31 protein-coding genes are annotated in these 26068 nt (G+C 64.4%); 15 read left to right on the top strand and 16 right to left on the bottom strand.

What is annotated here, in order from left to right:
- The first annotated feature begins 1 nt into the window (after position 1).
- From I8N54_RS19795 to I8N54_RS19775, 5 genes are read left to right on the top strand one after another with little or no spacing between them, the layout of a single operon-like run.
- Positions 2-718: a flagellar hook-basal body complex protein gene (locus I8N54_RS19795; protein WP_140194685.1), complete on the top strand. Its 717-nt coding sequence runs from the start codon at positions 2-4 to the stop codon at positions 716-718.
- A gap of 11 nt (positions 719-729) precedes the next feature.
- Entirely contained in the window at positions 730-1515 is a 786-nt protein-coding gene (gene flgG / locus I8N54_RS19790; protein ID WP_140194687.1) for a flagellar basal-body rod protein FlgG, read from the top strand.
- Positions 1515-1928, top strand: a complete 414-nt coding sequence (gene flgA, locus I8N54_RS19785; RefSeq protein ID WP_140194689.1) for a flagellar basal body P-ring formation chaperone FlgA — start codon at positions 1515-1517, stop codon at positions 1926-1928. Before flgG ends, flgA begins: the two co-directional genes overlap by 1 nt.
- Positions 1915-2667 carry a flagellar basal body L-ring protein FlgH gene (gene flgH / locus I8N54_RS19780; protein WP_140194691.1) on the top strand — a complete coding sequence of 251 codons (753 nt, stop codon included), beginning with the start codon at positions 1915-1917 and terminating at the stop codon, positions 2665-2667. The genes flgA and flgH overlap by 14 nt, the downstream gene beginning before the upstream one ends.
- A gap of 9 nt (positions 2668-2676) precedes the next feature.
- Positions 2677-3210 carry a flagellar basal body-associated FliL family protein gene (locus I8N54_RS19775; protein ID WP_140194693.1) on the top strand — a complete coding sequence of 178 codons (534 nt, stop codon included), beginning with the start codon at positions 2677-2679 and terminating at the stop codon, positions 3208-3210.
- 5 nt (positions 3211-3215) lie between these two features.
- Here I8N54_RS19775 and I8N54_RS19770 read toward each other — a convergent pair whose 3' ends face one another.
- The 9 genes from I8N54_RS19770 to I8N54_RS19730 form a co-directional block, all read right to left on the bottom strand.
- Complete coding sequence (locus tag I8N54_RS19770) at positions 3216-3581, bottom strand: hypothetical protein (protein ID WP_140194695.1); 366 nt, start codon at positions 3579-3581, stop codon at positions 3216-3218.
- Positions 3572-4618 (bottom strand): flagellar type III secretion system protein FlhB, encoded by a 1047-nt coding sequence (gene flhB / locus I8N54_RS19765; RefSeq protein ID WP_140194697.1) that lies wholly within the window; start codon positions 4616-4618, stop codon positions 3572-3574. Before flhB ends, I8N54_RS19770 begins: the two co-directional genes overlap by 10 nt.
- Positions 4615-5379 (bottom strand): flagellar biosynthetic protein FliR, encoded by a 765-nt coding sequence (locus I8N54_RS19760; protein WP_140194699.1) that lies wholly within the window; start codon positions 5377-5379, stop codon positions 4615-4617. The genes flhB and I8N54_RS19760 overlap by 4 nt, the downstream gene beginning before the upstream one ends.
- Positions 5376-7463, bottom strand: a complete 2088-nt coding sequence (flhA, locus tag I8N54_RS19755) for a flagellar biosynthesis protein FlhA (protein ID WP_231592579.1) — start codon at positions 7461-7463, stop codon at positions 5376-5378. Before flhA ends, I8N54_RS19760 begins: the two co-directional genes overlap by 4 nt.
- A gap of 24 nt (positions 7464-7487) precedes the next feature.
- Positions 7488-9506 carry a hypothetical protein gene (locus I8N54_RS19750; RefSeq protein WP_198571740.1) on the bottom strand — a complete coding sequence of 673 codons (2019 nt, stop codon included), beginning with the start codon at positions 9504-9506 and terminating at the stop codon, positions 7488-7490.
- Positions 9507-9637: 131 nt separating this feature from the next.
- Positions 9638-10507, bottom strand: a complete 870-nt coding sequence (motA, locus tag I8N54_RS19745) for a flagellar motor stator protein MotA (RefSeq protein ID WP_140194703.1) — start codon at positions 10505-10507, stop codon at positions 9638-9640.
- Between the two features lie 67 nt (positions 10508-10574).
- Entirely contained in the window at positions 10575-11117 is a 543-nt protein-coding gene (locus tag I8N54_RS19740; RefSeq protein ID WP_140194705.1) for a MotE family protein, read from the bottom strand.
- Positions 11114-11467: a hypothetical protein gene (locus I8N54_RS19735; protein WP_140194707.1), complete on the bottom strand. Its 354-nt coding sequence runs from the start codon at positions 11465-11467 to the stop codon at positions 11114-11116. The genes I8N54_RS19740 and I8N54_RS19735 overlap by 4 nt, the downstream gene beginning before the upstream one ends.
- Before the next feature lie 10 nt (positions 11468-11477).
- Positions 11478-11969 carry a flagellar basal body-associated FliL family protein gene (locus I8N54_RS19730; protein WP_140194708.1) on the bottom strand — a complete coding sequence of 164 codons (492 nt, stop codon included), beginning with the start codon at positions 11967-11969 and terminating at the stop codon, positions 11478-11480.
- A gap of 117 nt (positions 11970-12086) precedes the next feature.
- Here I8N54_RS19730 and fliF point away from each other — a divergent pair, with 117 nt between their 5' ends.
- Genes fliF through fliP form a run of 4 tightly spaced genes read left to right on the top strand, consistent with a single transcriptional unit; the run spans position 12087 to position 15322 of the window.
- Positions 12087-13730, top strand: coding sequence for a flagellar basal-body MS-ring/collar protein FliF (fliF, locus tag I8N54_RS19725; protein ID WP_140194710.1), 1644 nt, complete (start codon positions 12087-12089; stop codon positions 13728-13730).
- Position 13731: 1 nt separating this feature from the next.
- On the top strand, positions 13732-14310 hold the full coding sequence (locus I8N54_RS19720; RefSeq protein ID WP_140194712.1) for a FliH/SctL family protein: 579 nt from the start codon (positions 13732-13734) through the stop codon (positions 14308-14310).
- On the top strand, positions 14303-14590 hold the full coding sequence (locus I8N54_RS19715; protein ID WP_140194714.1) for a FliM/FliN family flagellar motor switch protein: 288 nt from the start codon (positions 14303-14305) through the stop codon (positions 14588-14590). Before I8N54_RS19720 ends, I8N54_RS19715 begins: the two co-directional genes overlap by 8 nt.
- A 3-nt stretch (positions 14591-14593) precedes the next feature.
- Positions 14594-15322 carry a flagellar type III secretion system pore protein FliP gene (gene fliP / locus I8N54_RS19710; RefSeq protein WP_140194716.1) on the top strand — a complete coding sequence of 243 codons (729 nt, stop codon included), beginning with the start codon at positions 14594-14596 and terminating at the stop codon, positions 15320-15322.
- A gap of 26 nt (positions 15323-15348) precedes the next feature.
- On the opposite strand, the gene I8N54_RS19705 is transcribed toward fliP, so the two are convergent.
- On the bottom strand, positions 15349-15996 hold the full coding sequence (locus I8N54_RS19705; RefSeq protein WP_140195712.1) for a carbonic anhydrase: 648 nt from the start codon (positions 15994-15996) through the stop codon (positions 15349-15351).
- Positions 15997-16125: 129 nt separating this feature from the next.
- Here I8N54_RS19705 and I8N54_RS19700 point away from each other — a divergent pair, with 129 nt between their 5' ends.
- The 3 genes from I8N54_RS19700 to I8N54_RS19690 all read left to right on the top strand — a co-directional run bounded on the left by I8N54_RS19700 (position 16126) and on the right by I8N54_RS19690 (position 18844).
- A complete protein-coding gene (locus tag I8N54_RS19700; protein ID WP_232790416.1) occupies positions 16126-16533 on the top strand; it encodes a hypothetical protein in 408 nt (135 codons plus the stop codon).
- An 83-nt stretch (positions 16534-16616) separates the two neighbouring features.
- On the top strand, positions 16617-18008 hold the full coding sequence (locus tag I8N54_RS19695) for a leucyl aminopeptidase family protein (protein ID WP_140194720.1): 1392 nt from the start codon (positions 16617-16619) through the stop codon (positions 18006-18008).
- Positions 18008-18844, top strand: a complete 837-nt coding sequence (locus I8N54_RS19690; protein ID WP_140194722.1) for a C40 family peptidase — start codon at positions 18008-18010, stop codon at positions 18842-18844. The genes I8N54_RS19695 and I8N54_RS19690 overlap by 1 nt, the downstream gene beginning before the upstream one ends.
- A gap of 6 nt (positions 18845-18850) precedes the next feature.
- Here the strand turns inward: I8N54_RS19690 and I8N54_RS19685 are convergent, their stop codons facing one another.
- Genes I8N54_RS19685 through I8N54_RS19675 form a run of 3 tightly spaced genes read right to left on the bottom strand, consistent with a single transcriptional unit; the run spans position 18851 to position 19881 of the window.
- On the bottom strand, positions 18851-19192 hold the full coding sequence (locus I8N54_RS19685) for a DUF2794 domain-containing protein (RefSeq protein WP_140194724.1): 342 nt from the start codon (positions 19190-19192) through the stop codon (positions 18851-18853).
- 45 nt (positions 19193-19237) lie between these two features.
- On the bottom strand, positions 19238-19555 hold the full coding sequence (locus tag I8N54_RS19680) for an I78 family peptidase inhibitor (protein WP_332872148.1): 318 nt from the start codon (positions 19553-19555) through the stop codon (positions 19238-19240).
- Complete coding sequence (locus I8N54_RS19675; RefSeq protein ID WP_140194725.1) at positions 19552-19881, bottom strand: hypothetical protein; 330 nt, start codon at positions 19879-19881, stop codon at positions 19552-19554. The genes I8N54_RS19680 and I8N54_RS19675 overlap by 4 nt, the downstream gene beginning before the upstream one ends.
- Before the next feature lie 101 nt (positions 19882-19982).
- Between I8N54_RS19675 and I8N54_RS19670 the strand changes: the two genes are divergently transcribed.
- Positions 19983-21095: an S-(hydroxymethyl)glutathione dehydrogenase/class III alcohol dehydrogenase gene (locus I8N54_RS19670; protein WP_140194727.1), complete on the top strand. Its 1113-nt coding sequence runs from the start codon at positions 19983-19985 to the stop codon at positions 21093-21095.
- Positions 21096-21205: 110 nt separating this feature from the next.
- Here I8N54_RS19670 and I8N54_RS19665 read toward each other — a convergent pair whose 3' ends face one another.
- A complete protein-coding gene (locus I8N54_RS19665) occupies positions 21206-22192 on the bottom strand; it encodes a DUF3137 domain-containing protein (RefSeq protein WP_140194729.1) in 987 nt (328 codons plus the stop codon).
- A 124-nt stretch (positions 22193-22316) separates the two neighbouring features.
- Between I8N54_RS19665 and I8N54_RS19660 the strand changes: the two genes are divergently transcribed.
- On the top strand, positions 22317-23042 hold the full coding sequence (locus I8N54_RS19660; RefSeq protein WP_140194731.1) for an NYN domain-containing protein: 726 nt from the start codon (positions 22317-22319) through the stop codon (positions 23040-23042).
- Here the strand turns inward: I8N54_RS19660 and I8N54_RS19655 are convergent.
- Together I8N54_RS19655 and serB are read right to left on the bottom strand one after the other, a co-directional pair.
- Entirely contained in the window at positions 23039-23659 is a 621-nt protein-coding gene (locus tag I8N54_RS19655) for a TetR/AcrR family transcriptional regulator (RefSeq protein WP_140194733.1), read from the bottom strand. The genes I8N54_RS19660 and I8N54_RS19655 overlap by 4 nt on opposite strands.
- Before the next feature lie 105 nt (positions 23660-23764).
- Positions 23765-24634, bottom strand: a complete 870-nt coding sequence (gene serB, locus I8N54_RS19650) for a phosphoserine phosphatase SerB (RefSeq protein ID WP_140194735.1) — start codon at positions 24632-24634, stop codon at positions 23765-23767.
- Between the two features lie 258 nt (positions 24635-24892).
- Between serB and I8N54_RS19645 the strand changes: the two genes are divergently transcribed.
- The gene (locus I8N54_RS19645; RefSeq protein WP_140194737.1) at positions 24893-26047 is read left to right on the top strand and encodes a phosphoserine transaminase; all 1155 of its coding nucleotides are present in this window, start codon (positions 24893-24895) and stop codon (positions 26045-26047) included.
- The last annotated feature ends 21 nt before the right edge of the window (positions 26048-26068 follow it).

Below are 26068 nucleotides of genomic sequence, written 5' to 3'. Positions count from 1 at the left end.
CATGACCAACACGACCTACACCACGCTGACACGGCAGTCCGGACTTCTCGACGAGATGCGGGTCGTCGCGAACAACATCGCCAACAGCTCAACCACCGGCTTTCGGAGCGAAGGCGTGACCTTTTCCGAATGGGTGTCTCGTCTCGGCGGTAACCATGAAAGCCTGTCGATGGCCCGCGCGAATACTCGGGTCAATGACCTGTCGCAGGGTGGACTAAGCCGGACCGGTGGTACGTTCGATCTCGCCATCGAGGGCGAGGGTTTCTTTCTCGTCCTTACGCCGAACGGCGAGCGGCTGACCCGGAACGGCAATTTCACTCCAAATGCGCAGGGCGACTTGGTGACCTCGGACGGCTATCCCGTTCTCGACGCCGGAGGCGCGCCGGTTTTCATCCCTCAAGGCGCTGGCACCATTGCGATTTCTTCGGATGGAACGCTCTCCGCCGACGGACAGCCCGTCGGGCAGATTGGCGTGGTTCGCCCCCTCGATGCGACCAACCTAATTCGGGAGAACGGCGTTCGGTTTCGGGCTGACGGTGGTTTCGAGCCAGATGGTGAATCACGACTGGTCCAGGGATTTCTGGAAGGCTCCAACGTCGACCCGGTTCTGCAGATCGCGCGGATGATCGAGGTCCAGCGGGCTTACGAACTGGGGCAGAATTTCCTCGATCGAGAGGATGAAAGAGTCCGCGAAGCGATCCGCACACTAGGTAAATAGGAGGATTAACCATGCGAGCACTTCAGATCGCCGCAACGGGCATGTCCGCTCAGCAGACTCGGGTCGAGGTTATTTCCAACAACCTCGCGAACATGAACTCGACCGGTTACAACCCGCGACGCGCGGAATTTGCGGACCTTCATTATCAGCAAACCGCGCGTCCCGGAACGATCAACGCGTCGGACGGCACTGTGCTACCGACGGGTGTTCAGCTTGGACTCGGCGTTCAGGCCGCATCCGTGTCCATGGTTTTGGCTCAAGGCGCGCTTTCCGCGACAGGCGGCGATCTTGACCTTGCGATCGAGGGTAGCGGTTATTTTGAGGTCACCCTGCCGGACGGTCGCGCGGCCTACACGCGAGATGGTGCACTGAAGCGGACGGGCGACGGGCTGATCGTCAACTCCGAAGGATTTCCGGTCATCCCCGAAATCACGATCCCGGCGGACGCGCGCTCCATCTCTGTTAACGCGGAGGGTGAAGTCTACGCCTACTTCGGCGATCGCGTCGCGGCCGAGCGCCTTGGTCAACTGAACCTGAGCGGCTTCACGAATCCCAAGGGGCTGGAGGCGATCGGTTCCAACATGTTCGTCGAAACCGAGGCGTCCGGCCCCCCGCTGGTCGCGGTCCCCGGCGAAGACGGTCTCGGCACGTTGCAGCAGGGATTCCTTGAGGACAGCTCGGTAGACCCGGTGAAGGAAGTGACCGACCTGATCGAGGCGCAACGTGGTTACGAACTCAATTCCAAGGTAATCACAGCCGCAGATCAGATGCTTGCGGCGACCGTGCAGGTGCGCTGATGCGCAGATTGGCGCTCTTGTTGTTACTGGCGCCGCCAGCCGGCGCAGACACCCTGGTTGCGACGCGGACCATCAGGCCGTTCCAACTGATCGCCCCCGGTGACCTCACGCTCGACGGGGGGAGCTATTCTGGCGGTACCGACGATGCGTCCAGCTTGATCGGTCTGGAAGCCCGCGTTGCAATCTATGCGGGTCGCCCAGTACGCGCGGCGGACGTAGGGCCGCCGACGATCGTAGAGCGCAACCAACTGGTTTCGCTCATTTACGACGGCTCGGGTCTGCGCATCGCGACCGAAGGTCGGGCGCTCGACCGCGCTTCTGAGGGTGATCTGATCCGGGTGATGAACCTCTCCTCCCGGAACACCGTGACAGCCCGCATCGGAACGGATGGGTCCGCCTATGTCTCTGAGTAATGTGTTATCCGCACGCGTCGGCTTGGTCTTGTGCCTCGCCCTCGCCGGCTGCGACCAATTGAGCCGCGTTGGCCGCGCGCCAGACATATCTCCGGCCCGCGCGACGTCAGAGCACAACGCGATGATGACGTACGGTTTACCCTTGGTGGAAGTAACGGCGCCGGTCACGCCGCCGCTCGACAGCGCATCGCTTTGGACCGGCGACCGGGGCTCCCTGCTCGGCGACCGCCGTGCCGTGCAGCGCGGCGATATCCTGACCGTGGTGATCGAAATCGACGACAGCGCGGAGATATCGAACTCGACATCTCGATCGCGGTCGGGAGCGGAGTCGTTGGCGCTACCACAACTCCTTGGCATCCCTCAAAGACTGGCGCCCGAACTGCCGGAGGGTGCGAGTTTCGAGAACGCGGTCTCGGTCACCTCGTCGAGCTCCGCCGACGGGGACGGATCCGTCCGCCGGAACGAACGGCTCGAGTTGCGCGTGGCCGCGACGATCCTCGACGTCATGCCGAACGGTGTTCTGTCCATATCAGGCAGCCAGGAAGTGCGGGTTAACAATGAATTGCGCGAACTTCTCGTCTCCGGCTTCGTCCGGCCCGAGGATATCACCCGCCAGAACGAGATCACCTACGACAAGATTGCCTCCGCCCGAATTTCCTATGGTGGACGGGGCGATATTTCAGATGTTCAGCAGCCTCGCTACGGGCAACAGGCCGTCGACGCGATGCTGCCGTTCTGAGGACACGCCATGAAAGCGCTAATTCTACCCATAATTCTGCTGATTGCTGGCACTGGTGCCGGGGTGGGTGCTGGTCTTGTCCTTGGTGGGTCCGACGATGATGCCGAACCTGCCGGCGCCGATCTCATCGATGGCGCGCTTCCGCCTTGTGGGGATGCCGAACAGGAGCACGCGGAGGAGCCTATTTCAGACGACCATGACGGACCAACCGAAGACGGCGAATTCGTCAGGCTGAACAATCAATTCATCGTCCCGGTGGTCGAGCAGGAAGAAGTCGGCGCGCTCGTTGTTTTGTCGATCAGCCTCGAGGTTGCACCCGGGGCCACGGAAGAAGTGTTTTCCCGAGAACCACGCCTTCGGGACCAGTTCCTGCAGGTTCTATTCGATCATGCGAACATCGGTGGCTTCAGCGGCAATTTCACGAGCGCATCGAACATGCAGATCTTGCGTTCGGGCCTTCGACAAGCGGCAAAAGCGACGCTTGGTGACCGTGTTGTTGACGTCCTGATCATTGATATCGTTCGGCAGGACGTTCAGGACTAACGATCTTATCCCTTAAGCTTACCCAGTATGGCCTCGGCAGCCTGACGGCGGCCAAAAGCCACGCGAAGACGATCCTTCTGCGCCTCCATCCGCGCCCGAAGCTGTGCGAGTTCTGTCCGAAGGTCCGAGCGTCGAGACTCCACCCACGCCTCCCACAGCGGATCGCTTCCGGACAGAAGTGCCTCGTCCGGCCCGGTTGTTGCGAGTGTCTTCGCGCGTTGCACCTGACCGACCTCGAGCCCGACCAGGTGAGCGCGAAGCGCTTCCGCCTCCCGACTCATCCGGGCGAGGCCGGATTGTTCCGCCAGATAGGCGGCATCCGTTAACTGGCAGAGCCGTTCGGCATTTTCGACCTGAGCTTTCACCGCCATTTCGCTTTTTCCCGCACAAGTTCGGCGAACCGGATCGCAGCGGCCACCGCCTTGTAATGGTCCGGAGGAATTTCCTTGCCGACATCTACCAGTTCATGAAGCGCACGCGCAGTCGGTGGATCGGAATGTATCGGCACGTTATTTTCTTCAGCAATCTCACGGATCCGGCGCGCGATCTCATCGACACCCTTGGCGACGCAAACGGGAGCGCCTTTGGCCTCCCGGCTCCATTTCAGTGCGACGGCAAAGTGCGTGGGATTTACGATGACAACGTTCGCGTTCGGGACTTCAGCGACCATCTTGCGCGTCGCAATTTCCACCGCTTTCTGCCGCCTCGATTGCTTCATCGCAGGGTCGCCCTCGGACTCCTTCGTTTCATCCATGATTTCCTTGCGGCTCATCATGTTTTTGCGCCGATGCTCCTGAGCCTGGAAAATCGCATCGATGCCACCAATAATCGCCGCTACAATGAGAACGAGAAGAATGAGGTCGAGCGCCAGGGTGCAGAGCTCGCCCGGCACCGCAGACGGTTCGAGCGTAAGCGCAGTCAATATTCGCGGCATGTTTGCGTTCAGAAAGAAACCAAGCACGACCGAATGGACGAGCAGCTTGGTGAAGCTCTTCAGAAACTCGAACAGACCGGACCGCCCGAACTTCTGCTTCGCGGTTGCGATTGGCGAAATTCGCGAGAGCTTCGGCTTCAGCTTGTCGGTTGTGAACAGCAGACCGTTCCGGGCGACGATCGAGATCAGTGCGGCAAGGCCGGGTAGAAAGATGATCGGAGCGACCGGCCCGACAAGGCTGGAGATTACGATCGGCGGAGCACGCGTCGACCCAGCTTGGTCGATAATCAAGGCGAGGCGCCCGCCAAGACGGGTCACCATCGCCTCCCCGAACAGCAGACAGACGATCGCAAAACCGAGGTAACCCGCGGCAGTCGTCAGGTCGGCCGACCTAGTAATTTCACCCTTCTTTCGCGCGTCATCCAGTTTTTTCGGAGTCGGTTCGTAACTCTTGTCGCCGACGTCATCGTTCATGGTGAAAGCAACGCCGAACCGTCGAGGACTCCCGCCAGCCGCGTCAGCCAGACCGAAAGCAGATAGGGAAAGGACAGCGCCAGCATCGAGAGCCCACCTGCCGTGATCGCCGGCGCCCCGACGAAGGTCACCATCAATTGCGGCATCGCCCGATTAATGACCCCAAGCGTGACGTTGTAGAGCATCGAGGCGATCAGGAACGGTGCCGCCAACGCGAAACCAAGCGCGAATGCGTCGGCGATCCGGGAAGCACCCAGTTCCACGAGCACCGAGGCTGACGGCACAGTTCCGTATGGAACGATGGTGTAGCTCAACAGGACGTATTCGATGGAGCTCGGCCCGAGGCCGGATATCACGGCGAGCGTAAGGGCCGACAAAACCAGAACGTTGCCCATCGCCGGCATCGGATCGATACCTGCCGATCCGCCGAATATCTGGCTGAGCGATGTCGATTGAGCCGCGATCGTTCCCGCGATCTGCATCGCATGCACCATTAACCTTAACCAAAGGCCGAAGATGAGCCCCACGAGCGGCTCTGTCAGGACCGCCAACAGGTTCGGTGCCGGGGAGACCTCGAAGGATACGAGCGGAAACGTCAGCAGTGTAAAGGCACTTGCCAAGGCAAACCTGACCCGGACGGGGATGGACTGCTCTCCGAATGCGGGAAGCAGCGCGACCAGCCCCGCAATTCTGAGGAAGACGGCCCAAGCGACCCAGTAGGTTTCAGTCGCAATTGGCAGGGCGGCGAGGACGTCCGTCATGCAGGGACCAATCCTACCAACGAGGGCCGGGCATCGATGCCGATTTCCTCGAAAGAGAGCACCGGATTTTGTATTTTCTTGGCCGCCAGAACGGTGCTGAGGAACCGGCGACGCTTCACACTCGTGATGACAGCGGGATGAACACCCGTGCTCGCCGCGTCTGAAACCTTCTCCGCGATGGCATTGGCGAGCCGATTGAACTCGTCCGGTGGCAGAGCCACGTCGCCACCCTTGTCTCCGCCTATCTGGTAGTTTCCGAAAGTTTGCTCCCACTCCGGCGCGAGCTGTATCAACGGCAATGTTCCGTCTTCACGTCGCAGTTCCGCGACGAGCTGGAAACCAAGGCGCTGGCGAACGTGCTCCGCGATGCCGTCGATCGTCGGATACATCGGCCTTGCCTCGGCAACGGCTTCCAGGATCAGCGGTAAATTCCGAATGGAAACCCGTTCATCGAGCAGATTTCGAAGCGTTGCGAGCAGCAGATCGAATGGCACCTTGTCTGGCACCAGCTCATCCAGCATCCGTCGGTTGGAGGCCGCCCTGGTTTGATCCGAAAGGTTAACCATCTCGTCCAGCAACCTGCGCAGAGTGCGATGTGTCATCAGACGGCCAAGATTTGACCGGATCACTTCGAGCAGGTGCGTCGCTATGATCTCCGGAGGGCTGACAACGGTAAGACCCTCGATGGCCGCGTCCTCGGTCGCCTCCACATCAATCCACCGCGCCGGCGCGCCGTATACCGGTTCATCAACATCATCGCCCGGAATTTCGCTGCGCTGCTCAGCCCCCAACAAGGCGAGCATCCGGTTTGGCCGTAGGGACGCACGAGCCTGCTCGGCGCCCTGGATCCGGATAACGTATTCACCATCTGCGAGCCCGGTATCGTCAGTCAGCCGGATGTCCGGGATGAGAAGGCCGTAGGTCGACGCGATGTGATTGCGCATGTTCGAGATGCGCGCGTCGAGGCCGATACCGGGATCAAGCACCATTTCCACCAGATCGCCCGCGAACTGCACGTGGATCTCGTCAACGTCGAGTATGTCTCCGAGCGATGTGACCGGCCTCGTCATCTCGCTCTTGCCTTCCTCTCCCGCGATCTGCTCCGGCTTCCGACGCATTGTCATCAGGCCGCACGCGCACAGGATCGCGCCGCCGAGAAGGAACGGCACGAATGGAAGCCCCGGGACCAGCCCGAAAAGGACCATCAGAAAGCCGACGGCAAAAAGCGCGGCCGGATGCCGCCCGAGTTGCGCGACGATCGCAAGATCTGTGGCCCCAGTGGCCCCGCCGCGAGCCAGCAGAAGCGCGGACGCAATCGATATGATGACCGCCGGGATCTGGCTGACGAGCCCATCACCGACGGTGAGAATCGCATAAGTTTCAAAGGCCTGAGCCATCGGCATGCCATGAACCGCCGTTCCCATGAGAAGACCGACGACGATATTGAGAAGGGTGATGAGCAAGCCGGCGATCGCATCGCCCTTCACGAACTTGGACGCACCATCGAGCGACCCGAAGAAGGTCGTTTCCGCCTGTTCGACCTCACGACGGCGGCGAGCTTCGGCGTGGTCGATGGCGCCCGCGCTCATGTCGCTGTCGATGGCCAGCTGTTTGCCCGGCATTCCGTCGAGCGCGAAACGGGCCCCGACCTCGGCCATCCGGGTCGCGCCTTTGTTGATTACCATGAAATTGACGATCAGCAGGACGCCGAACACGACGAGGCCCAGGAACACGCTGCCGCCCATGACGAAATTCGCGAAACCTTCGATCACGTCGCCGGCGGCGCGGGTTCCGGTGTGGCCGTTGCCGATAATCAGCTTGGTGGAGGAGACGTTCAACGAAAGGCGCAACATCAGCGACGCCAGCAGCACAGTCGGAAAGGCCGAAAAGTCCAAGGGCCGCTCAATGAACAGCGTGACGGTGAAGATAAGGATCGCGAGCCCGAAGGACGCGGCGAGGCCGAGGTCCAGAATGAAAGCCGGGACCGGCAGGATCATCATCACGATGATCGCCATCAGCGCGAGCGCCAGCAGCACCGTCGGCTGCATAAGGCTGGGCCAGCCGGTTCGGGGCGTCGTCGTCATATGTCCTGTCCCATCAGACCAGGGTCACTCCGTCTGTTCCGGCAATGAAAAGCGGTCCAGCATCGAGGCAATCGAATCACGGCTTGATCCGGCGCGGGACAAGGCGTCCCGCCCCTCCCTTAGCGACGGTTCCTCAAGGACATCGGTTAGCGGGCGAGTGTCCGACGCCAGCATGACGTCCGCCCTTTCTCGCAGCTGCACGTCCGGCGATGACGCGAGCCGGTTCCAGTTACCGGCACGCCAGGCCAGCTCGGGCGCGGTCGGCTCATCGGGCTGTGCCCCCGCATCTGACAGCGCCGTTTCGAAGTCCCCTGCCTCGATCGCTGCCCGTCGCCTCAGGTTCTCAGCTTGTTCATCTGTCAAGCCGACCAAGAGCTCCCTGACCCTGTCGACGTCGCCCTGCATCAGGGCCGCACGTGCCCGCAGGTACCGTCGGTCGCGTGCGTCGTGGCCGGAAGGTGTCGCGATCAACCGTTCCTCCGCAGCATCGGCCAATCCAAGAGACAGGAGACGTTCGGCGATCTCGTTTTCGACAGCAGGGCGCAGCTGGGGCACATGCTCTCCGAGGACGACGTCGAGGAAGACCCCGTCCGGCGCGCTCGCGGCGAGCGCCCCGTAGGCCGTCGAATTCAGCTCGATGTCATCGCCTTCTCTGACCGCAATCGCGGCAGCCTTATCGTAATGGCCGAGGTCCAGTTCCGCGATGACCCTCGCACGTAGCAGGTCCTGCGCTGTAGCGCTGTCGCGATGTTGGAATTGCAAGGTCTCCGCGAGATCCATGATCTCCGGGGGCAAGTGCCGGTCCTGCTGATGGGCCAGTTCAAACGCTCGCAACACAAGTGCAGGATCGGCCTGCTGCGTGTCGGCCAGAAGATCGAGAACCGCATCAAGCGAATTGTCCTGCCCACCGAGGGCCGATTCCAATTCAATAGAGGACACCATAGCCTCCGGCGAAGGGTCCTCTTCTATGCCGATGCTGCGCCCGACTATCGTGGCTGAATCCTTGTCGTCCATCTCCAGGAATCGGGCGACAAGGCGTGGTGCGATGAGCTGCTTGACCGGCGATGGAAGTCGCTCGAACGAGACGAGAAGCGTTCGACTGTCGATCTGGATTTCACTCCCGGCCGATGTGCCGAGCAGCGTCCACAACGCGGCATCATTGTCGCAATGCAGCTGACCATTCAGAATCTCTGGCGCGACTTGACCGTTCAGCACGGCGGCGATCGCCCTCAGGCTGCCGATCCGTCTGCCTCCCCGGTCGAGCTGTGCGAGCACCCACGACGCTTCTGCTCCGAAGCCATACGCAAGATAGCCTTGGGCAAGCTCCATCACCGCATCTTCATCTATTTCGCCGCTGTCGCGCAGAATGCTGTCGCGCCGTCCCGATATCGCCGGACCGAAGGGCGCATCGCCACCCCACTCCCTCATGGCAAAGAACTCACTTGGGAGGCAGTCGATGTCCCCGAGAAGTTCCTGGCCCAGGTCGATGTCGGCGAGATCCCGATCGATGCTCGTGTGGGCAGCGATACCCGGTCGTTGCACGATCGTCGGAGGCGCTGCGACCTCCACCGGCTCGTCGGGTTCGTCGTCCGGGCGGTCTTGGATCGGGTCCACAGACAACGCCAGGAGTCCCTGGCCAGCCGCCCGGGCCACGTTGCGCAACAGCGCCGACTCGGCGTCTGAGAGCCTCTCGTCGTTTTCGGCCCGCGCGACGAAAGCGTCGGGCATCAGAGGAGACGGCGGCGAGGGAGAACGCTCGGTAACCAGCGGCAGGCGGACAACGTCGGTTGCGATGTCTTCGACGACCTCTTCCGTCCCCTCGGGCTCCTGTGGCAGCCCGTCGATGACATCGACCACAAGCCGGTCGGGTTGCCAGAGAAATGCCTCCACCCGACAGACGCAGGTCGACACGATCCGAAGACGGTTCGCCTCTGCCTCCAGATCTTCAATACGTGTGCGCGGAATGCGGTCGAAAACGCCAGCGACGTCGATCTCCAGCCCGTCGTCCAGCGTGACGAGGTACCCGGTTTCCTCTGGCGCCACGACCCACTCCGTCCCGACGGGAATCGTCAGAACAAGTCTCGTGAAGCCCTCATGCCAGCCGCTGCGAATGCTGACCGGCTGCGCGCTCGGCAGGCTTGGGAGGAGCAGGAGGGTAGCAGCCAGCCTCCACATCAGGCTGCGCCCTGCTTGACGGCTTTCAGCGCATCTTCGAGATCGGAAAAGCTGGGCCGGCAGTGGCTGGGCGTGTTCTGTCGCCCGACCTCGATGCAGATGTTGGTTGCGTGCTGATAGAGGTTCGCGACCAGCACTTCACGGATCAACCGGTAGAAGTGCATGTCGTCCTCGATGACCGTTTTCACGCGCGCGGCAAACGGCCCGACGAGTCCGTAGGCGAGGAAGACCCCCAGGAACGTTCCCACAAGCGCACCGCCGATCAGCTTGCCAAGCACCTCTGGCGGCTGGTCGATCGACCCCATCGTCTTGATCACGCCAAGCACCGCCGCCACGATCCCGAGGGCTGGCAAACCATCGGCGACGGTCTGAAGCGCATGGGACGAGTGCATGTTGTGATGCAACGTCGCCTCGATCCGCTTTTCCAGGATCTCTTCTACCTGGTGCGGATCATCGTAATTCATCGAGGCCGACCGCAGGGTATCGCAGATCAGCGCGAGAGCCTCCTTGTCGGCGACGATGCGGGGATAGCGTTCGAAAATCGAGGAGGTGTCTGGGGACTCGATGTGCTCCTCGATCTCGACCGGGTTGTTACGCGCGACGCGGATGAGCTCAAACAGGAGACACAGCAGATCGCGGTAGTCGTCGGCCTTCCATTTCGGTCCTTTGAAGACCTTCCCGATGTCCTTCAGCGTGTGTTTGATCGAGGCGAGATCGTTGGAAATGACGAAGGCGCCGACAGCTGCCCCACCGATCATGATCATCTCGAAAGGCAGGGATTTCAGGATGATGCCCATCTTGCCGCCGGCGAGGATATAGCCCCCGAAAACCATCAGGAAGATGATGACGATGCCGACAATACCGATCATGTTCTTCCGTCCCGAACACCCTTCGCCCCTGCTTAGCGGCGACGGGTTAAGAAGCGGTCAAAGGGCCTCATTCCGTGGGTGCATTCGCGTTCCGGCCCGCCAGGATCGCGCTGATCGAGTATGCGGTTTCCGGCTCCAGACCAGTCAGGATGGCGGCGGCTGATTCCGGTGCCATGCGGGCGATAAAACCGGCCGCGAATTCCGGTGCCATCGTCTGGAACAGGGCCGCAGCGTCACCGGGCTTCATGTTCTCGTAGACAGCAACAAGCCTCACCAGATCCTCCTCCGACGCGGTTTCCACGCGGGTTATGGTGGCGGAGAGACGCTCTTCCGCGGCGGTCAGCTCCTGCAGGCGCGTCTCTATTTCGACCTCGGCGACACGAAGCGCCTGCATCCGGTCGACCAGTCTGAGTTCCCGCTCTTCGATCCGCGCCTCACGCGCGTCGAGCGCTTCGAGCAGGGCCGGCGGGCTGTCCGCCTCGCAAACTTCAGGCACGGAAGGGGTCGGGTCCTCATTGGCGAAGGCCGCTCCCGTGTTGGCGCCGAGCCGGATCACACCGGATGCCAGCAGAAGCGCGATGATGACATGAAGCGCCCCGCGTCGCGTCATGCCTCCGCCCCCTGCCGGTTCGGGTGCCGGACGAAGAAGCTGTTTCGCGGCGTCGGCTCAGCCTCCGCAGGGAGGTCGTGAAGCGAGGCCACCAGCAATTCCAGACGCTTGCCCGCGGCCTCTGCCCGGTCCGTCTGCACTGCGAGCGCCTTTCCCTGCTCTCGCGCCTGTGCCTGCGCCTTGGAGATCGCCCGCGACAAGTCATCCACCTGTGCCGAAAAAACGGCAACGGCGCCGCCGACGCCCTTCTCGAGGTCGGTGAAACGCCTCAGCCTCTGCGACAGGACAAAGCAGTAGATGCCAGCACCAAGCGCCCCGGCAGCAAGCAGAATGTCAGCGATCATAGCCATTTCGGTCCCTTCAGTTGACCACCATTTCCATGATGAGCAGATCGTTCACGCGGCCCGGGCCGGCGACGATCCTTATCCGGTGCATCATCTGCGCCCGCAGCCGAAGCAGGGACGTCCGGTCCTCGAACTCGGCAATGTCGACGGCGCGAAGGTAGTCGTTCAGGACGTCGACGATCCGCGGCTTGATAGATTCGACATCGCCCGCCATGTCCGGCGGCACCTCGAGCTGCGCCGTAAATCGCAGGTGACCGGCCCCGTCGGGCAGACCGATAACGATCGGGTCGAGCGGGACGAAAGCGACCGGGTCCAACGGGTCAGGTGGCGGGGGCGCGTCATGCCCCCCCTCGGCAGAACCGCCAAGCATGCCGGAACTCACGACGAAAAAGCCGCCGCCGCCCCCCGCGAGGGCGAGGACAATGCCGAGGATCAGCGGCAGTTTCGATTTTTTCGCGGGCTTCGGGTCATCACCCGCTTCGCCCGGATCAACCGTCGCATCGGTCATGGCGGCTCCCTTCTTCCGAGCCCCCTCATAACCGACCAACAGCTAACCGTTTCTTAAGCCGGATGGGTCAGAACGGGGTCGGAGGGCAGAAAGCCCCAACGATCGGAGGTAGCAGTTTTGGAAGGTCTCGGTTCCGTCTGGTCCAGGCTCGATTCGCGGCGGAAGGTCATCGTCATCGTCGCGACGCTTGCCGTGTTCGGCGCAGTGCTGATGCTGGGCCGCGGCGGCGGTTCACGCGAGATGGCGCTGCTCTACGGCGGGCTCGACGGCGCGGCGGCGGGGGAGGTCCTGACCGCACTCGACGGGCGCGGCGCGATGTACGAAGTGCGCGGCGGCGCGATCTATGTCGAGGCGGCGCAACGCGATCTTCTGCGCATGTCGCTTGCCGGCGAAGGCCTGCCAGCGAACGGCGCGCAGGGCTACGAACTGCTTGATTCGCTCACCGGATTCGGGACCACCTCCCAGATGTTCGATGCCGCCTATTGGCGCGCGAAGGAGGGTGAGCTCGCCCGGACGATCCAGGCGAGCCCCGACATCCGGCTCGCCCGCGTGCACCTCTCGACCCCGGCAACTCGCGGTTTCGAGCGGGACCGGATCGCGACCGCCGCCGTGACCGTGACCAGTGTCGATGGCGCGCTGTCTCAGGCCCGCGCGCGGGCGCTGCGCTACCTCGTGGCCTCGGCCGTCCAGAACCTGCGCCCCGAAGATGTCGCAGTGATCGACAGCGAAGGGGGGCTTGTCAGTGTCACGGACGACGCCGCCGCGATGGCCAACCAGACGGACCGTGAAGCCGAGATGCGCGACCGGCTCGAGCGCCTGCTCGAAGCGCGGGTCGGGCCCGGCAACGCGGTGGTAGAGCTCTCCATCGAAACCGCCACGGAGACCGAACAGATCTTCGAGCGCACATTCGATCCCGAAACTCGGGTCGCCATCTCGACCGAAGTGGAGGAGCGAAATGAAAGCGCTTCCGACACCGGCAGCGGCGATGTGACGGTTGCGTCGAACCTGCCGGACGGCGACGCGGCAGGCGGCGGCGATCAATCCAGCAGCAACTCGACCGAATCCCGGCAGCTGACCAACTACGAAGTGTCCGAGACGCAGCGCGAGGTCAGTCGCGCGCCCGGCGCGGTGACCCGGATGACCGTCGCTGTCCTGATCAACGACACGGTTGAAACGGATGCCAACGGCACCGCCACCATCGTGCCGCGAACGCCGGAGGAGCTCGACGCGCTGAAGGAGCTCGTATCGTCGGCTGTGGGCTTCAGCGAGGGTCGCGGTGACGTCATTACTCTGCGCTCCATGCCGTTCGAACCGACAGTCCCGCTCGGGACGGAGGCACTGGATGCTGCGGCCGCCGGTACGCCGCTCGACATCATGCAGCTGGTGCAGATCGGCGTTCTGGCACTCGTCGCGCTGATCCTCGGGCTTTTCGTCGTCCGACCCATCCTCGCCGGCGGGCGCGTTGCCAAGGCTGAACCTGCGGCGCTACCGGCGATCGGTGACGCGAGCGCGCCAGGCACCGCGTCGCTGCCCGCACTGCCCGGAGGCAATCAGTTGCCACAGGCGGAGCTCGATCTCGATGCGCTGCCGACGTTCGACATGGCGATGTACGACGACGACCCCCAGCCGAGCGGACCACAGGAGGATCTCTCCGGCCTCGACCCGGTCGCGCGGCTTCGCAGGCTGATCGAGGAACGGCAGGACGAGTCGCTCCAGATCCTGCGAAACTGGCTTGAAGACACCGAACAGGAGGCGGCGTGACATGGCACAGGCCCTGCGTCTGGAATGTTTCGACCGCCACACGGCAGAACCGGCGCCAGAGCCGCCAGCATCGCCGGCTCTCGGCTACGAAGACGGGTTCGCCACGGGTCGGGAAGCCGGATTGGCCGAGGCGCAAGAGGAACAGGCCCGCCTGACCGAAGACGTCGCCCTCAAATTCTCGGAACTCGCCTTCACGCTGGAGGAGGCGCGGTCCGGCGTCCTCGCCTCGCTCGAACCAATGTTGCGTGGGCTCGTCGACACCCTGGTACCGGAGCTGGCGCGCGCCAGCCTCTCCCCCTGGGTGGTCGAGGCAATCATGGACGCAGCGCGCGCCGATTCCCGCGCGCCCATCGCCTTGCTGGTCTCGGAAGAGGCCCACGCAGCGCTGTCCGCCATCGCGGAGCAGCAGAAGGGCCTGCGCATTTCCGTGGATGCCACTGCGACGCTCGGCGGGGGAGAGGTGCTGATCCGCACCCCCGAACGCGAGACGATGCTCGATCTCGACCGCCTCGTGACGGAGATCGGCGAGGCGCTTCAGAACCTGTTCACCGAACCGACGACGAGGGTCGCCAATGAATGACGAAAGCTGGACCGAACCGACAGAGGGCGGCCCGCTCCGCGACGTGCCGATCGAAGTCACCGTCGCGGTTGGCCGGGCGCGGCCCTCGGTCGGCGAACTGCTCGCCCTGACGGAGAATGCGGTGCTGCCGCTCGACAAGACGATCGACGATCCTGTCGATCTCTATGTCGGGGACCGCCTGATCGCCCGCGGCGAACTGCAGGAGATGGAAGGCGGGGAGCCGGGTCAGCTCGCCATCCGCCTGACCGAAGTGGTCGGCGCCGCCGTCGGTCAGACCTGATAGATGCGCCTGATCCTGTCTGTCCTGCTGGTGATTCTGCTGGCTGACGATGCCGTGGCGCAGGGCATGTCGGTGACCATCGACGATGGCGCGGGCGGATCGCTCGCCATCCGGTCAGTTCAGTTGATCGTTCTGATCACGCTGCTGAGCCTCGCGCCCGGCCTTGCGATCATGGTGACCTGTTTTCCGTTCATCGTCACCGTTCTGGCGATCCTGCGACAGGCGCTCGGCCTTCAGCAATCGCCGCCGAACATGCTGCTCGTCACGCTCGCCCTGTTCCTGACGTGGTTCGTGATGGAGCCGACCTTCCGCGCCGCCTGGGAGGCCGGGGGCGCCCCGTTCGCGGCGGGTGAGGCGACTCCGGAGGAGGCGTTCAACGCCGCGATGGTGCCGTTCCGGTCCTTCATGTCGGCGCGGCTCGACCCGGAGACCTTCGACCGCCTCGCCGGGTTGCGACCCGACATCGTGGTGCCGGACAACATTGAGGACACGCAGTTGTCGATCCTCGTACCGTCCTTCCTGCTGAGCGAGATCGCGCGCGCCTTCCAGGTGGGATTTCTCGTGTTCATCCCGTTCTTAATCATCGACCTCGTCGTCGCGGCCGTGCTCATGTCGATGGGCATGATGATGGTGCCGCCGGCGATCGTATCGCTGCCGTTCAAGCTGTCGTTCTTCGTGATCGCCGACGGGTGGTCGCTCCTCGCGGAAAGTCTCGTGCGCGGCTACTTCTAGGCAGGCCCGTTCTGGACCAACCCGGCCTAGACCGGCATGAACCGCTTCGACGCCGGATCGAAGGCCTCTAGCCCGCCTTCGCCGATGTGGGTCCAGAGACCGTGCAACGAGAGTGTGCCGCCCTCCACCGCCTCGCGAACGAAGGGGAATGTCCAGAGGTTCTCGAGCGAAACGAGCACGGCGCGCTTCTCCAGCTCGGCAACGCGGACGGAATCGTCCCCCGTGTCGAGCGCTTCGTAACCGGGGCGGAGAATGTCCATCCAGCGTCCGACGAAGCTGGTCTTTTCCTCGAGCTCCGGCGCCTTGCCTTCGCACATGTCGTAGCAACCCTGAACGCCGCCACAGCCGGAATGACCCAGCACGATGACGTGCGAAACCTTCAGCGAGCAGACCGCATATTCGACCGCCGCGGAGGTCCCGTGGTGATCGCCGTCCGGCTCGTACGGCGGGACGAGGTTGGCGACATTGCGGTGAATGAAGAACTCACCCGAATCCGCGCCAAAGATCGCGGTCACGTGGACCCGGCTGTCGCAACAGGAAATCACCATCGCCCGGGGTCTCTGCCCCTCGTCGGCAAGGCGGCGATACCAACCCTTGTTTTCGGAATAGGTGGTGGCACGCCACCCTTGGTATCTCTTGATCAGGTATTCGGGGAGGGGACGGGCGAAATCCATGTGGTCTTCCATGTTTCCGGACGGGGCACGGGATGGTTACGTCCAATTGGCCGAAGTTTCGAGAGATTTTTGCATCGGGGCTTCACTAAGGGACAACCCCTTTGCCTTAGGCCAATCCTCATGAGACCGATGACGCCTGATCCGACTCCGACTTTCGACGCGCGCGATGTGCCCAGCACCATCACGCCTTCCGAACCGTCGGAGTATGATCGCGGCGTGATCCGGCAGCTCTGGCTGGATCACGGGGATACCGGCGCCGAACGCCAGATATGCCGGACGATCACCGCGCTCGAAGGTGCGCTCGCCGGGGCCGATCGCGCGATCGCCGACGGGCGGCTCGCCGAAGTATCGACCTACGCGCGGCAGATCAGTCGGCTCGGCGCGTCGATCGGGTTTCGCAGCGTCGCCCGCATCGCCCCCATGGTGGAGGAGACCGCGATCCGGCGCGACCCGGCCGCAGTCGCGTCAACGCTTGCCCGGCTGACGCGTCACTGCGACCGCTCGATCTACGAGATCTGGGACATCTCGGGGACCTGAGGCAGCGGGCCTGCGGGACACAGCGGCTTGCGTCCGGCGGGACGAGGCGTAGTGTCGCCATCCGAACAAATGGAAGGCCCGCCATGTCCCCCCGTTTCTCCGAGTCCGCAGACAACGCCCTGCCGCTCTATGCCGTGTCGCCCGCAACGCTTCCGTCGGTTCTCGACAGGCTGACCCCGATCGCCGCCGCGTTCGCGCGGTCACAGCCCTTTGGCGCGGGTCCGGGGGAGTTGCTGATGCTGCCGGGCGAGGACGGCAAGGTGGCCGGCGCGCTCGCCGGGCTGGGGCCGGAGAACCTGCGCGAGCGTCAGCGCTTCACGCTGGCCGCCGTCGTGCCGCGCCTGCCCGAAGGTCCGTGGCGCCTCGAAGGCGACCTGGATGACGCGGCGACGATGGAGGCCGCGCTAGGCTGGCTGCTCGAATCCTATCGCTTCGACCGCTACCGCACGCAATCGGTGCCGCTCGCCAGCCTCGTCGCGCCCGAGGGCGTGGATGCCGCGCGGGTGGAGGCGATCGCGGCGGGCGAATGCCTGACCCGCGACCTTATCAACATCCCCGCCAACGACATGGGCCCGGCGGAACTTGAAAGCGCCGCCAACGCGCTCGCCGTCGAATTCGGCGCGACGATGACCGTCACCGGCGCTGACGATCTGCTCGAGAACAACTTTCCCCTGATCCACACCGTCGGCCGCGCCGCGACCGAGGCACGTGGCCCGCGCCTGATCGACATGAGCTGGGGTGACAGCGGGCCGACCCTCACTCTCGTAGGCAAAGGCGTCTGCTTCGACACCGGCGGCCTCGACATCAAGCCCGCCGCGTCGATGGGCCTGATGAAGAAGGACATGGGCGGCGCGGCGACCGTGCTCGGCCTTGCGCGGATGATCATGCAGACCGGCACCAAGGTCCGGCTGCGCGTCCTGATCCCCGCGGTGGAGAACGCGATCGCCAGCGACGCCTTCCGCCCCGGCGACATCCTGCCGTCGCGCAAGGGGCTGACGGTCGAGATCAACAACACCGACGCCGAAGGCCGGCTCGTTCTGGCCGACGCGCTGGCGCTTGCGGACGAGACTCCGCCGGACCTGATGGTTTCGATGGCGACACTCACCGGCGCCGCCCGCGTGGCCGTCGGCCCCGACCTCGCGCCCTTCTACGCGACGACCGACAGCGACGCCTCGGCGCTGGCCATCGGGGCGGTCGCAGCCGCCGATCCGGTCTGGCGCCTGCCCTACCATGCGCCCTACGAAGCGATGATCGAACCGGGCATCGCCGACCTCGACAACGCGCCGAAGGGCGGCATGGCCGGCTCCATCACCGCCGCGCTTTTCCTGCGCCGCTTCGTGACGGAGACGCCGCGCTACATGCACTTCGATATCTACGGGTGGAACCCAGCCACCGCGCCAGGCCGTCCCAAAGGCGGCGTGGGTCAGGGCGCCCGGGCGCTGTTCGAGGCCCTGCCGCAGATGTTGGACCTCTGATGGACAGGCGCGATACCGCATCGAACGGCCGCGTGGCGCATGTTTCGCTCGAAGGTCAGGTGGAGGCCGAGTCCTTCATCGAAGGAACCGTCCGCCGCGTGACTAGCCCGGTCACCGCGATCCTCGACGAGCCCGGCGGCCGGAAAGAGCGGGAGCTCGTCTTCGGCCAACCGTTCCGCGTGCTCGAAGATCGGGATGGTACCGCGTTCGGCTTTTCGGAGCCGGACGGCTATGTCGGCTACATCGCCGCCGAGACGCTCGCCGATCTGCCGGAGCCGACCCACCGGATCGACGTCCGCGCCACGCGCGCCCTCTCCGCGCCGGACATCAAGGTGCAGGGACCGGCCACGGGCCTCGGCCTCGGCGCGCTCGTCAGCGTAACCGGCGACTCTGGCCGCTGGTCGGAAATCACGCTCGGGCAGGGCACCGCCTTCCTGCCCACCGCGCACCTCGCCCCGCTCGGGGAACTGGCTACGGACCCGGTCAGCGTCGCCGAACGGCTGCTCGGGACGCCCTATGCCTGGGGTGGAAATTCTGCCGACGGGATCGACTGTTCCGGGCTTGTGCAGATCGGCTGCCGCCTGACGGGCATCGACTGTCCGGGCGACAGCGACCAGCAGGAGGAACGGCTCGGCCGCGCCCTGCTCGCCGATGATCCGTTGCGTCGGGGGGATCTGCTGTTCTGGAAGGGCCACGTCGCCTGGGTTGCCGACCCCGACACGATCCTGCACGCGAACGCCTACGCGATGGCCGTCGCTTTCGAACCGCTGAAGGATGCGATCGAGCGGATCGAGACGCAGGGCGACGGGCCGGTCACCTCGCGCCGGAGGCTCTAGGACGCGCTACTCGACGACCCGGATCAGCTTGCGCTCGAGCACGCGCAGGACCTGCTTCAGGTCGTCGCCGCGCTTCAGGATCTGGCCTTCCATCCCGATGACCGAATATTGCCCCTGCCGCATCCGCAGCTTGGGCCGCTTCTCGATCCGGTAGAGCGGATGCTCCGCCGTGCGCCGGAAGACGGAGAAGATCGCGACGTCGCGGAGCGCGGAGATTCCGTAGTCCCGCCACTCCCCGGCGGCGACCATCCGACCATAGACGGACAGGATCAGCGAAAGCTCGGTCCGGTGGAAGTTCACCTGGCTGTCGATGGAACGGGGGAACGGCACGGGGGGCTGCATCGTCATGCCCCCAGACTTGCGCCCTTCCCCGCTCAAATCAAGAGGCGGTGCTTATCCACAGTAGATGCGAACGATGCCGCCGGTCTCGCCGATCTCGAAATTGATGCGATTTGCGCGGTAATCCATCGTCACGGCCATGCCGGGCCGGATGACCCGGACCTCGTCCATGATGAGCTCCCGTTCGAGCGCCGTCGCTGGCTGCCCGACAAGGCGCGCGTAAGGCGCCGCACCGCAGCTGTCATCTTCGGGCGCAGGCACGGCAGGGCCGGTGCCCGCCGCTGGCGCCCCCGGTGTCGGGACCTCCGACACGGGCACGCCGCCGCAGGCCGCGAGCGCCAGGCACAAGAGGCCGGGCGCGAAGCGCATCATCCGCAGTAGACCTGCTCGACCGTGCCGGACCCGTTGACCCGCACGGACAGACGCTGAACCAGCCGTTCCTCGGCGGTCGGGATCTCGCCGGGGCGGACCACGCGAAGGCCGCCGGCCGGAGCGATCTGGACGTTGTCGATCTGCCGTCCCAGCAGGCCGAGGTAGGACCCGGCGAAACAGGGATCGGACGAGTCGTTGACTTCCGGCTCGCGCGGCACGAAGGGCGCGACGACCGGCACTGCGTTCTCCTCGTCGCCGCTCACGGCCACGGGGATTTCTTCACAGGCGACAAGCGCGAGAAGCAGGGTAAGAGCTTTGATTTTCATGGCGAGAGTAAGGCCATGCAGCTTGGGCCGGTGCAAGGTTGATCTTTTCCCATCCATCGACCAGCGTTGCCTGAAAGACATGCCCGAATAAGGAAGCCCAGATGCGCACCAAGGCCGCAGTCGCAACCGCCGCCGGAAAACCTCTTGAAATCATGGATGTAAACCTCGACGGCCCGCGCGCCGGAGAGGTCCTGATCGAGGTGAAGGCGACCGGCATCTGCCACACTGACGAGTTCACCCTGTCGGGTGCCGATCCGGAGGGCCTGTTTCCCGCGATTCTCGGCCACGAGGGCGCGGGTGTCGTGATGGAAGTCGGCGAGGGTGTGACCTCGCTGAAGCCCGGCGATCACGTCATCCCGCTCTACACGCCCGAGTGCCGTGAGTGCGAATATTGCCTCAACCCCAAGACGAACCTCTGCCAGTCGATCCGTACGACGCAGGGCGCGGGCAAGATGCCCGACGGCACCTCGCGCTTCACCACGCTCGATGGAGAAGAGATCCTGCACTACATGGGCTGCTCGACCTTCTCCAACCACACGGTCCTGCCCGAGATCGCGCTCGCCAAGGTCCGCGAGGACGCGCCCTTCGACAAGATCTGCTACATCGGCTGCGGTGTCACCACCGGTGTCGGCGCTGTCATCAACACCGCCAAGGTCGAGATCGGCAGCCGCGCGATCGTCTTCGGCCTGGGCGGCATCGGCCTCAACGTGATCCAGGGCCTGCGCCTGGCCGGGGCCGACCAGATCGTCGGTGTCGACCTGAACAACTCGAAGAAGGAAATGGCCGAACGCTTCGGCATGACAGACTTCGTGAACCCGACCGAGGTCGGCGAGGATCTCGTTCCCTACCTCGTGAACCTCACGAAGGGCGGCGCGGACTACACCTTCGATGCGACCGGCAACGTGAACGTCATGCGCACCGCGCTCGAGTCCGCTCACAAAGGCTGGGGCGAAAGCATCATCATCGGCGTCGCTCCGGCAGGCGCCGAGATCAGCACCCGCCCCTTCCAGCTCGTCACCGGGCGCAGCTGGCGCGGCACTGCCTTCGGCGGCGCACGGGGCCGGACGGACGTTCCGAAGATCGTCGACTGGTACATGGAAGGGAAGATCGAGATCGACCCGATGATCACCCACACGATGGGCCTCGACCAGATCAACGAGGGCTTCGACCTGATGCACAAGGGCGAGTCGATCCGCTCGGTCGTCCTCTACTGACCCGGCAGGGGCGCGTTAATGTTAACGCGCGCCCCAGAATTCTTCGGGCCTGAAATATTCTCTGGGGGTCCGGGGGGCGAAGCGCCCCCGGTCCGCCCTCGCCAGCCGCGCTACCGGCTGGCGGCGTCGCCATGAAGCCGGTCGATGATCCGCCGCACGAGCGCCATGTCGTCGAAGACCTCGTGCAACTGCGGCTCGATCTCATAGACCGTGCTGCCCATCCCTCCGAACTCCAGAAACGGCTCCCGCCGGTCGAGCGCGAGGTAGAAGTCGCTCTCGTCGAACCCGGCGCGCATTCCGTCCTCGCCCTTCGACCCGCCCTCTTCGCGGGCGATGGTCAGCAGGTTGTCGAGGAACAGCGGCGGCAGGAACGCGCGCGCCGCCGCCGGGTCCTCGGCATGGACCTCGAACACCTCTTCGAAGCCGGGATGATCGACGTCGACCTTCGGCATCCCGCGCCCCTTCTCGCCGGTGAACATGCTCGCCAGACGGTTGCCCACGCCACCCCGGTCCCGAAGCACGACGATCGGTGTCGGCGCCGTCATCGGCATCCCGATCCGGAACAGCAGCCCGCGGAACAGCGTCGTCGTCTTGCGGTCGCTGCCCGACCCTTGCGTTCGCATCAGGTGCGCCTCGACCATCTCGAAGGCGGTGTCCCGATAGGTCCCCTCGATCCGGTCGGAAAACGCCGACTGGTTGTAGCCCGGCAGCATCTTCAGATCCCGCATTCGCGAGGTCGAAAACCCGGCGGAGGCTTTGCGATCGTAGCTGCAGTCGCCGAGGAAATCGCAGACCGGCGGCATGACCGTGCCGTAGATCTTCTCCTTCCAGCTTCCGGACTGGCTGGAATAGCTGACCATCGCCCCGATGGCCGCCACGACCAGCGCAGCGATCACCGCCGCCACCCAGTTGCCGGACAACAGTCCGACGGCGGCCAGCACGACCAGGGCGACGCCAAACCCGATGTTGCGCCACTTGCCCGCCGTCGCCGTGTGGTTCAGCCGCTCCGCCTCGAGCGCGTCCAGCTTCGGCGCGATCCGTTCGTTATAGACGGCGGCGAAACCCGCCTCGATCGGGCTCTTCTCGGTAAATGCCATCCTTCCAACTCCTGATCTGAAAATGATCCGTTTTTGTGCCGGAAAGCCTGTGCCGGAAATGGCCGTTGGGCAAGCCTGCCCAACTCGGTTAGGGAGAGGAGGTAATGAATACCGGAAGGTCCCAATGGCTGATGACCGCCCCCTGCTCGCCGTCCTGATCGACGCCGACAACACCTCGCCCCGACACGCCGCCGCGATCTTTGACGAGATCGCCTCGCTCGGCGAAGCCTCCGTGCGCCGCTGCTACGGTGACTTCTCCAGCCAGCAGATGTCCGGCTGGAACCGCGTGCAGGCCGAGCACGGGATCGTGCCGCACCACTCACCCGCCAACACGGTCGGCAAGAACTCGTCCGACATCAGCCTCGTGATCGACGCGATGGACCTGATGCACACCAACCGCTTCGACGGTTTCGTGCTGGTCAGCTCCGACAGCGACTTCACCCGGCTCGCCAGCCGGATCCGCGAACAGGGGCTCGAAGTCTACGGGATCGGCCAGAAGAAGACGCCGGACGCGTTCCGCAAGGCCTGCCGCCGATTCATCTTCCTCGAGAACCTCGGAGGCGCGGCCGAACAGCCCGCTCAGAAAGGGCCGGAAAGCGCCGCGCCCGCCAGTGACGCCCGCTCCGTCCATGAGGCCCGCGACATCATCCTTCGCGCGATGGACGCGATCGATCAGGAAGACGAATGGTACGGCCTCGGTCCGCTCGGCCAGTACATCACCGCGGCCGACCCGGACTTCGACACCCGCACTTACGGGCGCAAGAAGCTGTCCGATCTCGTCAAGGACCTGAAAGTGTTCGAAACGAAGCGCGGCCCGGACAACCAGCTTCTCGTGCGGCGGATCGACTAGGCGCCGTAGCGCGCCATGAAGGTCGTCACTGCGCCATTCACCACGCGCTCGATCCGGTCGGGCGCGAAAGACCGTTGCCCGGTAAAGATCATCCGCGCGAAGAGGTCTGCCTTGCAGAGTTCCTGAAACTGATCGGCGGCAAGTTCGATGTCGTCGATCGCGAGCTCCCCGCGCGAGATGCCGAGTTCCAGCAGGTCGCACAGCTTGCGCCGCCCCATGGCCGGGCCGCTCTCGTAGAATTCCTGGCCGAGCTGCGGGAAGCGTTCGCTTTCGGCAACGCAGATCCGGAACACGCCCTGACCGAAATTCGATACGACCATGCCGACCATCATGTGCGCAAGTTCTGTCAGCACGCCGGCGATCGGCTGTTTCACGTCGATCTCGGTCTCGGCCATGCAGGCCTGCCGCGAACATTCGCGCTTCACGACTTCAAGGAACAGCAGACGCTTGTCCGGGAAGTAGGAATAGAGCGTCGCCTTGGAGACGTTGGCCGCCCGCGCGATATCGTCCACGCTCGCGCCCTCGAATCCGTCGGCGGTAAAGACCTCCCGGGCGCCCTCGAGCACCTGGTCGAACTTCCGTCCCTTCTTGATCGTAGAGCTGCTGCCGTCCGGCATCGCGACCTCCATACTGTCCGATAACCTTAAACTGGACAGTTCAGTTCCGACAAGCGTGGCGACACATCACGGTCCCACAGTTCTCATGTGGGTTGCAGATGGGTGTCATCCAAGGAACTCGGAGCGCGCGTAGCCCTGCAAAAACAAAAGTGACGTCAGGTCGCCATGGTTGATCCGCAGATCGCACTCCGCCTGCACGGCCGGCTTGGCATGCATCGCGACCCCGGTCCCGGCGACCGACAACATGCCGAGGTCGTTGGCCCCGTCGCCGACGGCGAGCACGTCCTCCGGCCCGATCCCGTGCCGGCGGGCCGCGGTGCGCAGCGCCTCGACCTTCGCCTCCCGGCCCAGGATCGGTCGCGCCACGTCGCCCGTCAGCTTGCCTTCCCGGGCCAGAAGCTCGTTCGCCTGATGGTCGTCAAAACCGATCCGCTCGGCCACCGGCCCGGCGAAGGCGGTGAACCCGCCCGACACGAGCAGGCTGAACGCCCCCTTGGCCCGCATGGTGGAGAGCAGCGTCACGCCGCCCGGCGCATCGGTGATGCGCGAGTCGAGCACGTCGTCGATCACGGTCTCCGGCAGCCCCTCCAGCAGTGCGACCCGTTCGATCAACGCCCCTTCGAAGTCGAGCTCGCCGTTCATCGCGCGGGCCGTGATCTCTTTCACCTGGTCGCCGACACCGGCCGCGTCGGCCAGTTCGTCGATACATTCCTGCGCGATCATGGTGCTGTCCATGTCGGCGATCAGCAGCTTGCGGCGCCGGTGCCCCGTGGTCTGTGCGCAAAGGTCGACGCCCTCGCCCTGAAGATCCTCCCAGACCTGCCAGAAGTTGTCGGCAAGTCGCAGAACCGGGAACTCCGCCGCCTCGTCGGGCGACAGCCAGACGGCATCACCGCCGCCCCACGCGTTGCGCAGGGACTCGACAAGCGGCGCACTCAGTCCGCCGGGACGGGAGATCAGGGTTACGGTCTGCATCGGCGCATCCTCCTGCCCTCCTCAAAGCGCGATGACCGGGGGAATCGCAAGCCCACCTGCCGCGCCTGACTGAAATTAAGACCGAGCGAGCGGCAGAGTGCACAAGTTTCCGATAGGCGCCAGCGACGCGCCGCAGTCAGCCGTCAAAGTGCCGCCTCTCGCGGGATTAGTCCTTGTAAGGCGATCCGAGGGCCCGTATCTGCGTCCGTGGGACACCCCTCCCCAACGAGGGGCGTATATCTGAGAGGGTATCAGATAATGGCTATGACCAAACCGGCAGCGCGGCCGGCTAACGCGCGTTTTTCCTCTGGCCCCTGTGCCAAACCCCCCACATGGACTCCGGACGCCTTGTCCGACGCCCCGCTCGGTCGGTCGCACCGTGCTGCCGTCGGCAAGTCGAAGCTGAAAGAGGCGATCGACCGCACGCGCGAGATTCTCGGCGTGCCGGATGATTACCGCATCGGCATCGTACCCGCCTCGGACACCGGCGCCGTCGAGATGGCCATGTGGTCGCTGCTGGGCGAACGCAAGGCGACGATGGTCGCGTGGGAAAGCTTCGGCGCGGGTTGGGTCACCGACGTGGTCAAGCAGCTGAAGCTCGACGCCGAGGTGAAGACCGCCGACTACGGCCAGATCGTCGATTTCGCCGAGATCGACTTCGACACCGACGTCACCTTCACGTGGAACGGCACCACCTCCGGCGTGCGCGTGCCGAACGGTGACGCGATCCCCGCCAACCGCGCCGGCCTGACGATCTGCGACGCGACGTCCGCCGCCTTCGCGCAGGACCTGCCGTGGGACAAGCTCGATGTGACCACCTTCTCCTGGCAGAAGGTGATGGGCGGTGAAGCCGCGCACGGAATGCTGATCCTGTCGCCCCGCGCCGTCGAGCGGCTTGAGAACTACACCCCCGCCTGGCCGCTGCCGAAGATCTTCCGCATGACCAAGGGCGGCAAGCTGATCGAGGGCATCTTCGTCGGCGAGACGATCAACACGCCCTCCATGCTCTGCGTCGAGGATTACCTCTTCGCGCTGAAATGGGGCGCCGAGGTCGGCGGCCTCTCCGGCCTGATGGCCCGCGCCGACGCCAACGCGAAGGCCGTCTGGGACTTCTGCGAGGCCAACGACTGGATCGCGAACCTGGCAGAGGACCCGGCCACCCGGTCGAACACCTCCGTCTGCCTGAAGTTCACGGATGACCGGATCAAGGACGGCGGCGCCTTTGCCAAGGCGGTCGCCAAGCGGCTCGCCGATGAGGGCATCGCGCTCGACATCGGTGCCTACCGCGATGCGCCGGCCGGCCTGCGCATCTGGTGCGGCGCCACGGTCGAGACGGCGGACATCGAGGCGATGCTCCCCTGGCTCGACTGGGCGTTCCACGCCGAGATCGAAGCCCAGTCCGAAACGGCCTGATCTTTCCAGCCCCGGGGTGCG

Source organism: Pelagovum pacificum (assembly GCF_016134045.1).
GTDB classification, from domain to species: Bacteria; Pseudomonadota; Alphaproteobacteria; order Rhodobacterales; family Rhodobacteraceae; genus Oceanicola; species Oceanicola pacificus_A.
The sequence above is the reverse complement of the archived record's forward strand: the minus strand, read 5'-3'. Positions and strand labels throughout refer to the sequence as shown.

Excerpts from the sequence above, each read along its gene's own strand:
- I8N54_RS19680 (WP_332872148.1), bottom strand. The coding sequence starts at position 19,555 with ATGATGCGCTTCGCGCCCGGCCTCTTGTGCCTGGCGCTCGCGGCCTGC.
- flhA (WP_231592579.1), bottom strand. The coding sequence starts at position 7,463 with ATGACGACGACGCCCCGAACCGGCTGGCCCAGCCTTATGCAGCCGACG.
- I8N54_RS19695 (WP_140194720.1), top strand. The coding sequence starts at position 16,617 with ATGTCCCCCCGTTTCTCCGAGTCCGCAGACAACGCCCTGCCGCTCTAT.
- I8N54_RS19670 (WP_140194727.1), top strand. The coding sequence starts at position 19,983 with ATGCGCACCAAGGCCGCAGTCGCAACCGCCGCCGGAAAACCTCTTGAA.
- flgG (WP_140194687.1), top strand. The coding sequence starts at position 730 with ATGCGAGCACTTCAGATCGCCGCAACGGGCATGTCCGCTCAGCAGACT.
- flhB (WP_140194697.1), bottom strand. The coding sequence starts at position 4,618 with ATGAACGATGACGTCGGCGACAAGAGTTACGAACCGACTCCGAAAAAA.
- I8N54_RS19740 (WP_140194705.1), bottom strand. The coding sequence starts at position 11,117 with ATGACGCGACGCGGGGCGCTTCATGTCATCATCGCGCTTCTGCTGGCA.
- I8N54_RS19690 (WP_140194722.1), top strand. The coding sequence starts at position 18,008 with ATGGACAGGCGCGATACCGCATCGAACGGCCGCGTGGCGCATGTTTCG.
- I8N54_RS19685 (WP_140194724.1), bottom strand. The coding sequence starts at position 19,192 with ATGACGATGCAGCCCCCCGTGCCGTTCCCCCGTTCCATCGACAGCCAG.
- I8N54_RS19770 (WP_140194695.1), bottom strand. The coding sequence starts at position 3,581 with ATGGCGGTGAAAGCTCAGGTCGAAAATGCCGAACGGCTCTGCCAGTTA.
- I8N54_RS19705 (WP_140195712.1), bottom strand. The coding sequence starts at position 15,996 with ATGGATTTCGCCCGTCCCCTCCCCGAATACCTGATCAAGAGATACCAA.
- flgA (WP_140194689.1), top strand. The coding sequence starts at position 1,515 with ATGCGCAGATTGGCGCTCTTGTTGTTACTGGCGCCGCCAGCCGGCGCA.
- I8N54_RS19675 (WP_140194725.1), bottom strand. The coding sequence starts at position 19,881 with ATGAAAATCAAAGCTCTTACCCTGCTTCTCGCGCTTGTCGCCTGTGAA.
- I8N54_RS19645 (WP_140194737.1), top strand. The coding sequence starts at position 24,893 with ATGGCTATGACCAAACCGGCAGCGCGGCCGGCTAACGCGCGTTTTTCC.
- I8N54_RS19660 (WP_140194731.1), top strand. The coding sequence starts at position 22,317 with ATGGCTGATGACCGCCCCCTGCTCGCCGTCCTGATCGACGCCGACAAC.
- I8N54_RS19795 (WP_140194685.1), top strand. The coding sequence starts at position 2 with ATGACCAACACGACCTACACCACGCTGACACGGCAGTCCGGACTTCTC.
- I8N54_RS19655 (WP_140194733.1), bottom strand. The coding sequence starts at position 23,659 with ATGCCGGACGGCAGCAGCTCTACGATCAAGAAGGGACGGAAGTTCGAC.
- I8N54_RS19720 (WP_140194712.1), top strand. The coding sequence starts at position 13,732 with ATGGCACAGGCCCTGCGTCTGGAATGTTTCGACCGCCACACGGCAGAA.
- I8N54_RS19730 (WP_140194708.1), bottom strand. The coding sequence starts at position 11,969 with ATGACCGATGCGACGGTTGATCCGGGCGAAGCGGGTGATGACCCGAAG.
- I8N54_RS19665 (WP_140194729.1), bottom strand. The coding sequence starts at position 22,192 with ATGGCATTTACCGAGAAGAGCCCGATCGAGGCGGGTTTCGCCGCCGTC.
- I8N54_RS19700 (WP_232790416.1), top strand. The coding sequence starts at position 16,126 with ATGACGCCTGATCCGACTCCGACTTTCGACGCGCGCGATGTGCCCAGC.
- I8N54_RS19775 (WP_140194693.1), top strand. The coding sequence starts at position 2,677 with ATGAAAGCGCTAATTCTACCCATAATTCTGCTGATTGCTGGCACTGGT.
- flgH (WP_140194691.1), top strand. The coding sequence starts at position 1,915 with ATGTCTCTGAGTAATGTGTTATCCGCACGCGTCGGCTTGGTCTTGTGC.
- serB (WP_140194735.1), bottom strand. The coding sequence starts at position 24,634 with ATGCAGACCGTAACCCTGATCTCCCGTCCCGGCGGACTGAGTGCGCCG.
- I8N54_RS19760 (WP_140194699.1), bottom strand. The coding sequence starts at position 5,379 with ATGACGGACGTCCTCGCCGCCCTGCCAATTGCGACTGAAACCTACTGG.
- motA (WP_140194703.1), bottom strand. The coding sequence starts at position 10,507 with ATGATCGGTATTGTCGGCATCGTCATCATCTTCCTGATGGTTTTCGGG.
- I8N54_RS19735 (WP_140194707.1), bottom strand. The coding sequence starts at position 11,467 with ATGGCTATGATCGCTGACATTCTGCTTGCTGCCGGGGCGCTTGGTGCT.
- I8N54_RS19715 (WP_140194714.1), top strand. The coding sequence starts at position 14,303 with ATGAATGACGAAAGCTGGACCGAACCGACAGAGGGCGGCCCGCTCCGC.
- fliP (WP_140194716.1), top strand. The coding sequence starts at position 14,594 with ATGCGCCTGATCCTGTCTGTCCTGCTGGTGATTCTGCTGGCTGACGAT.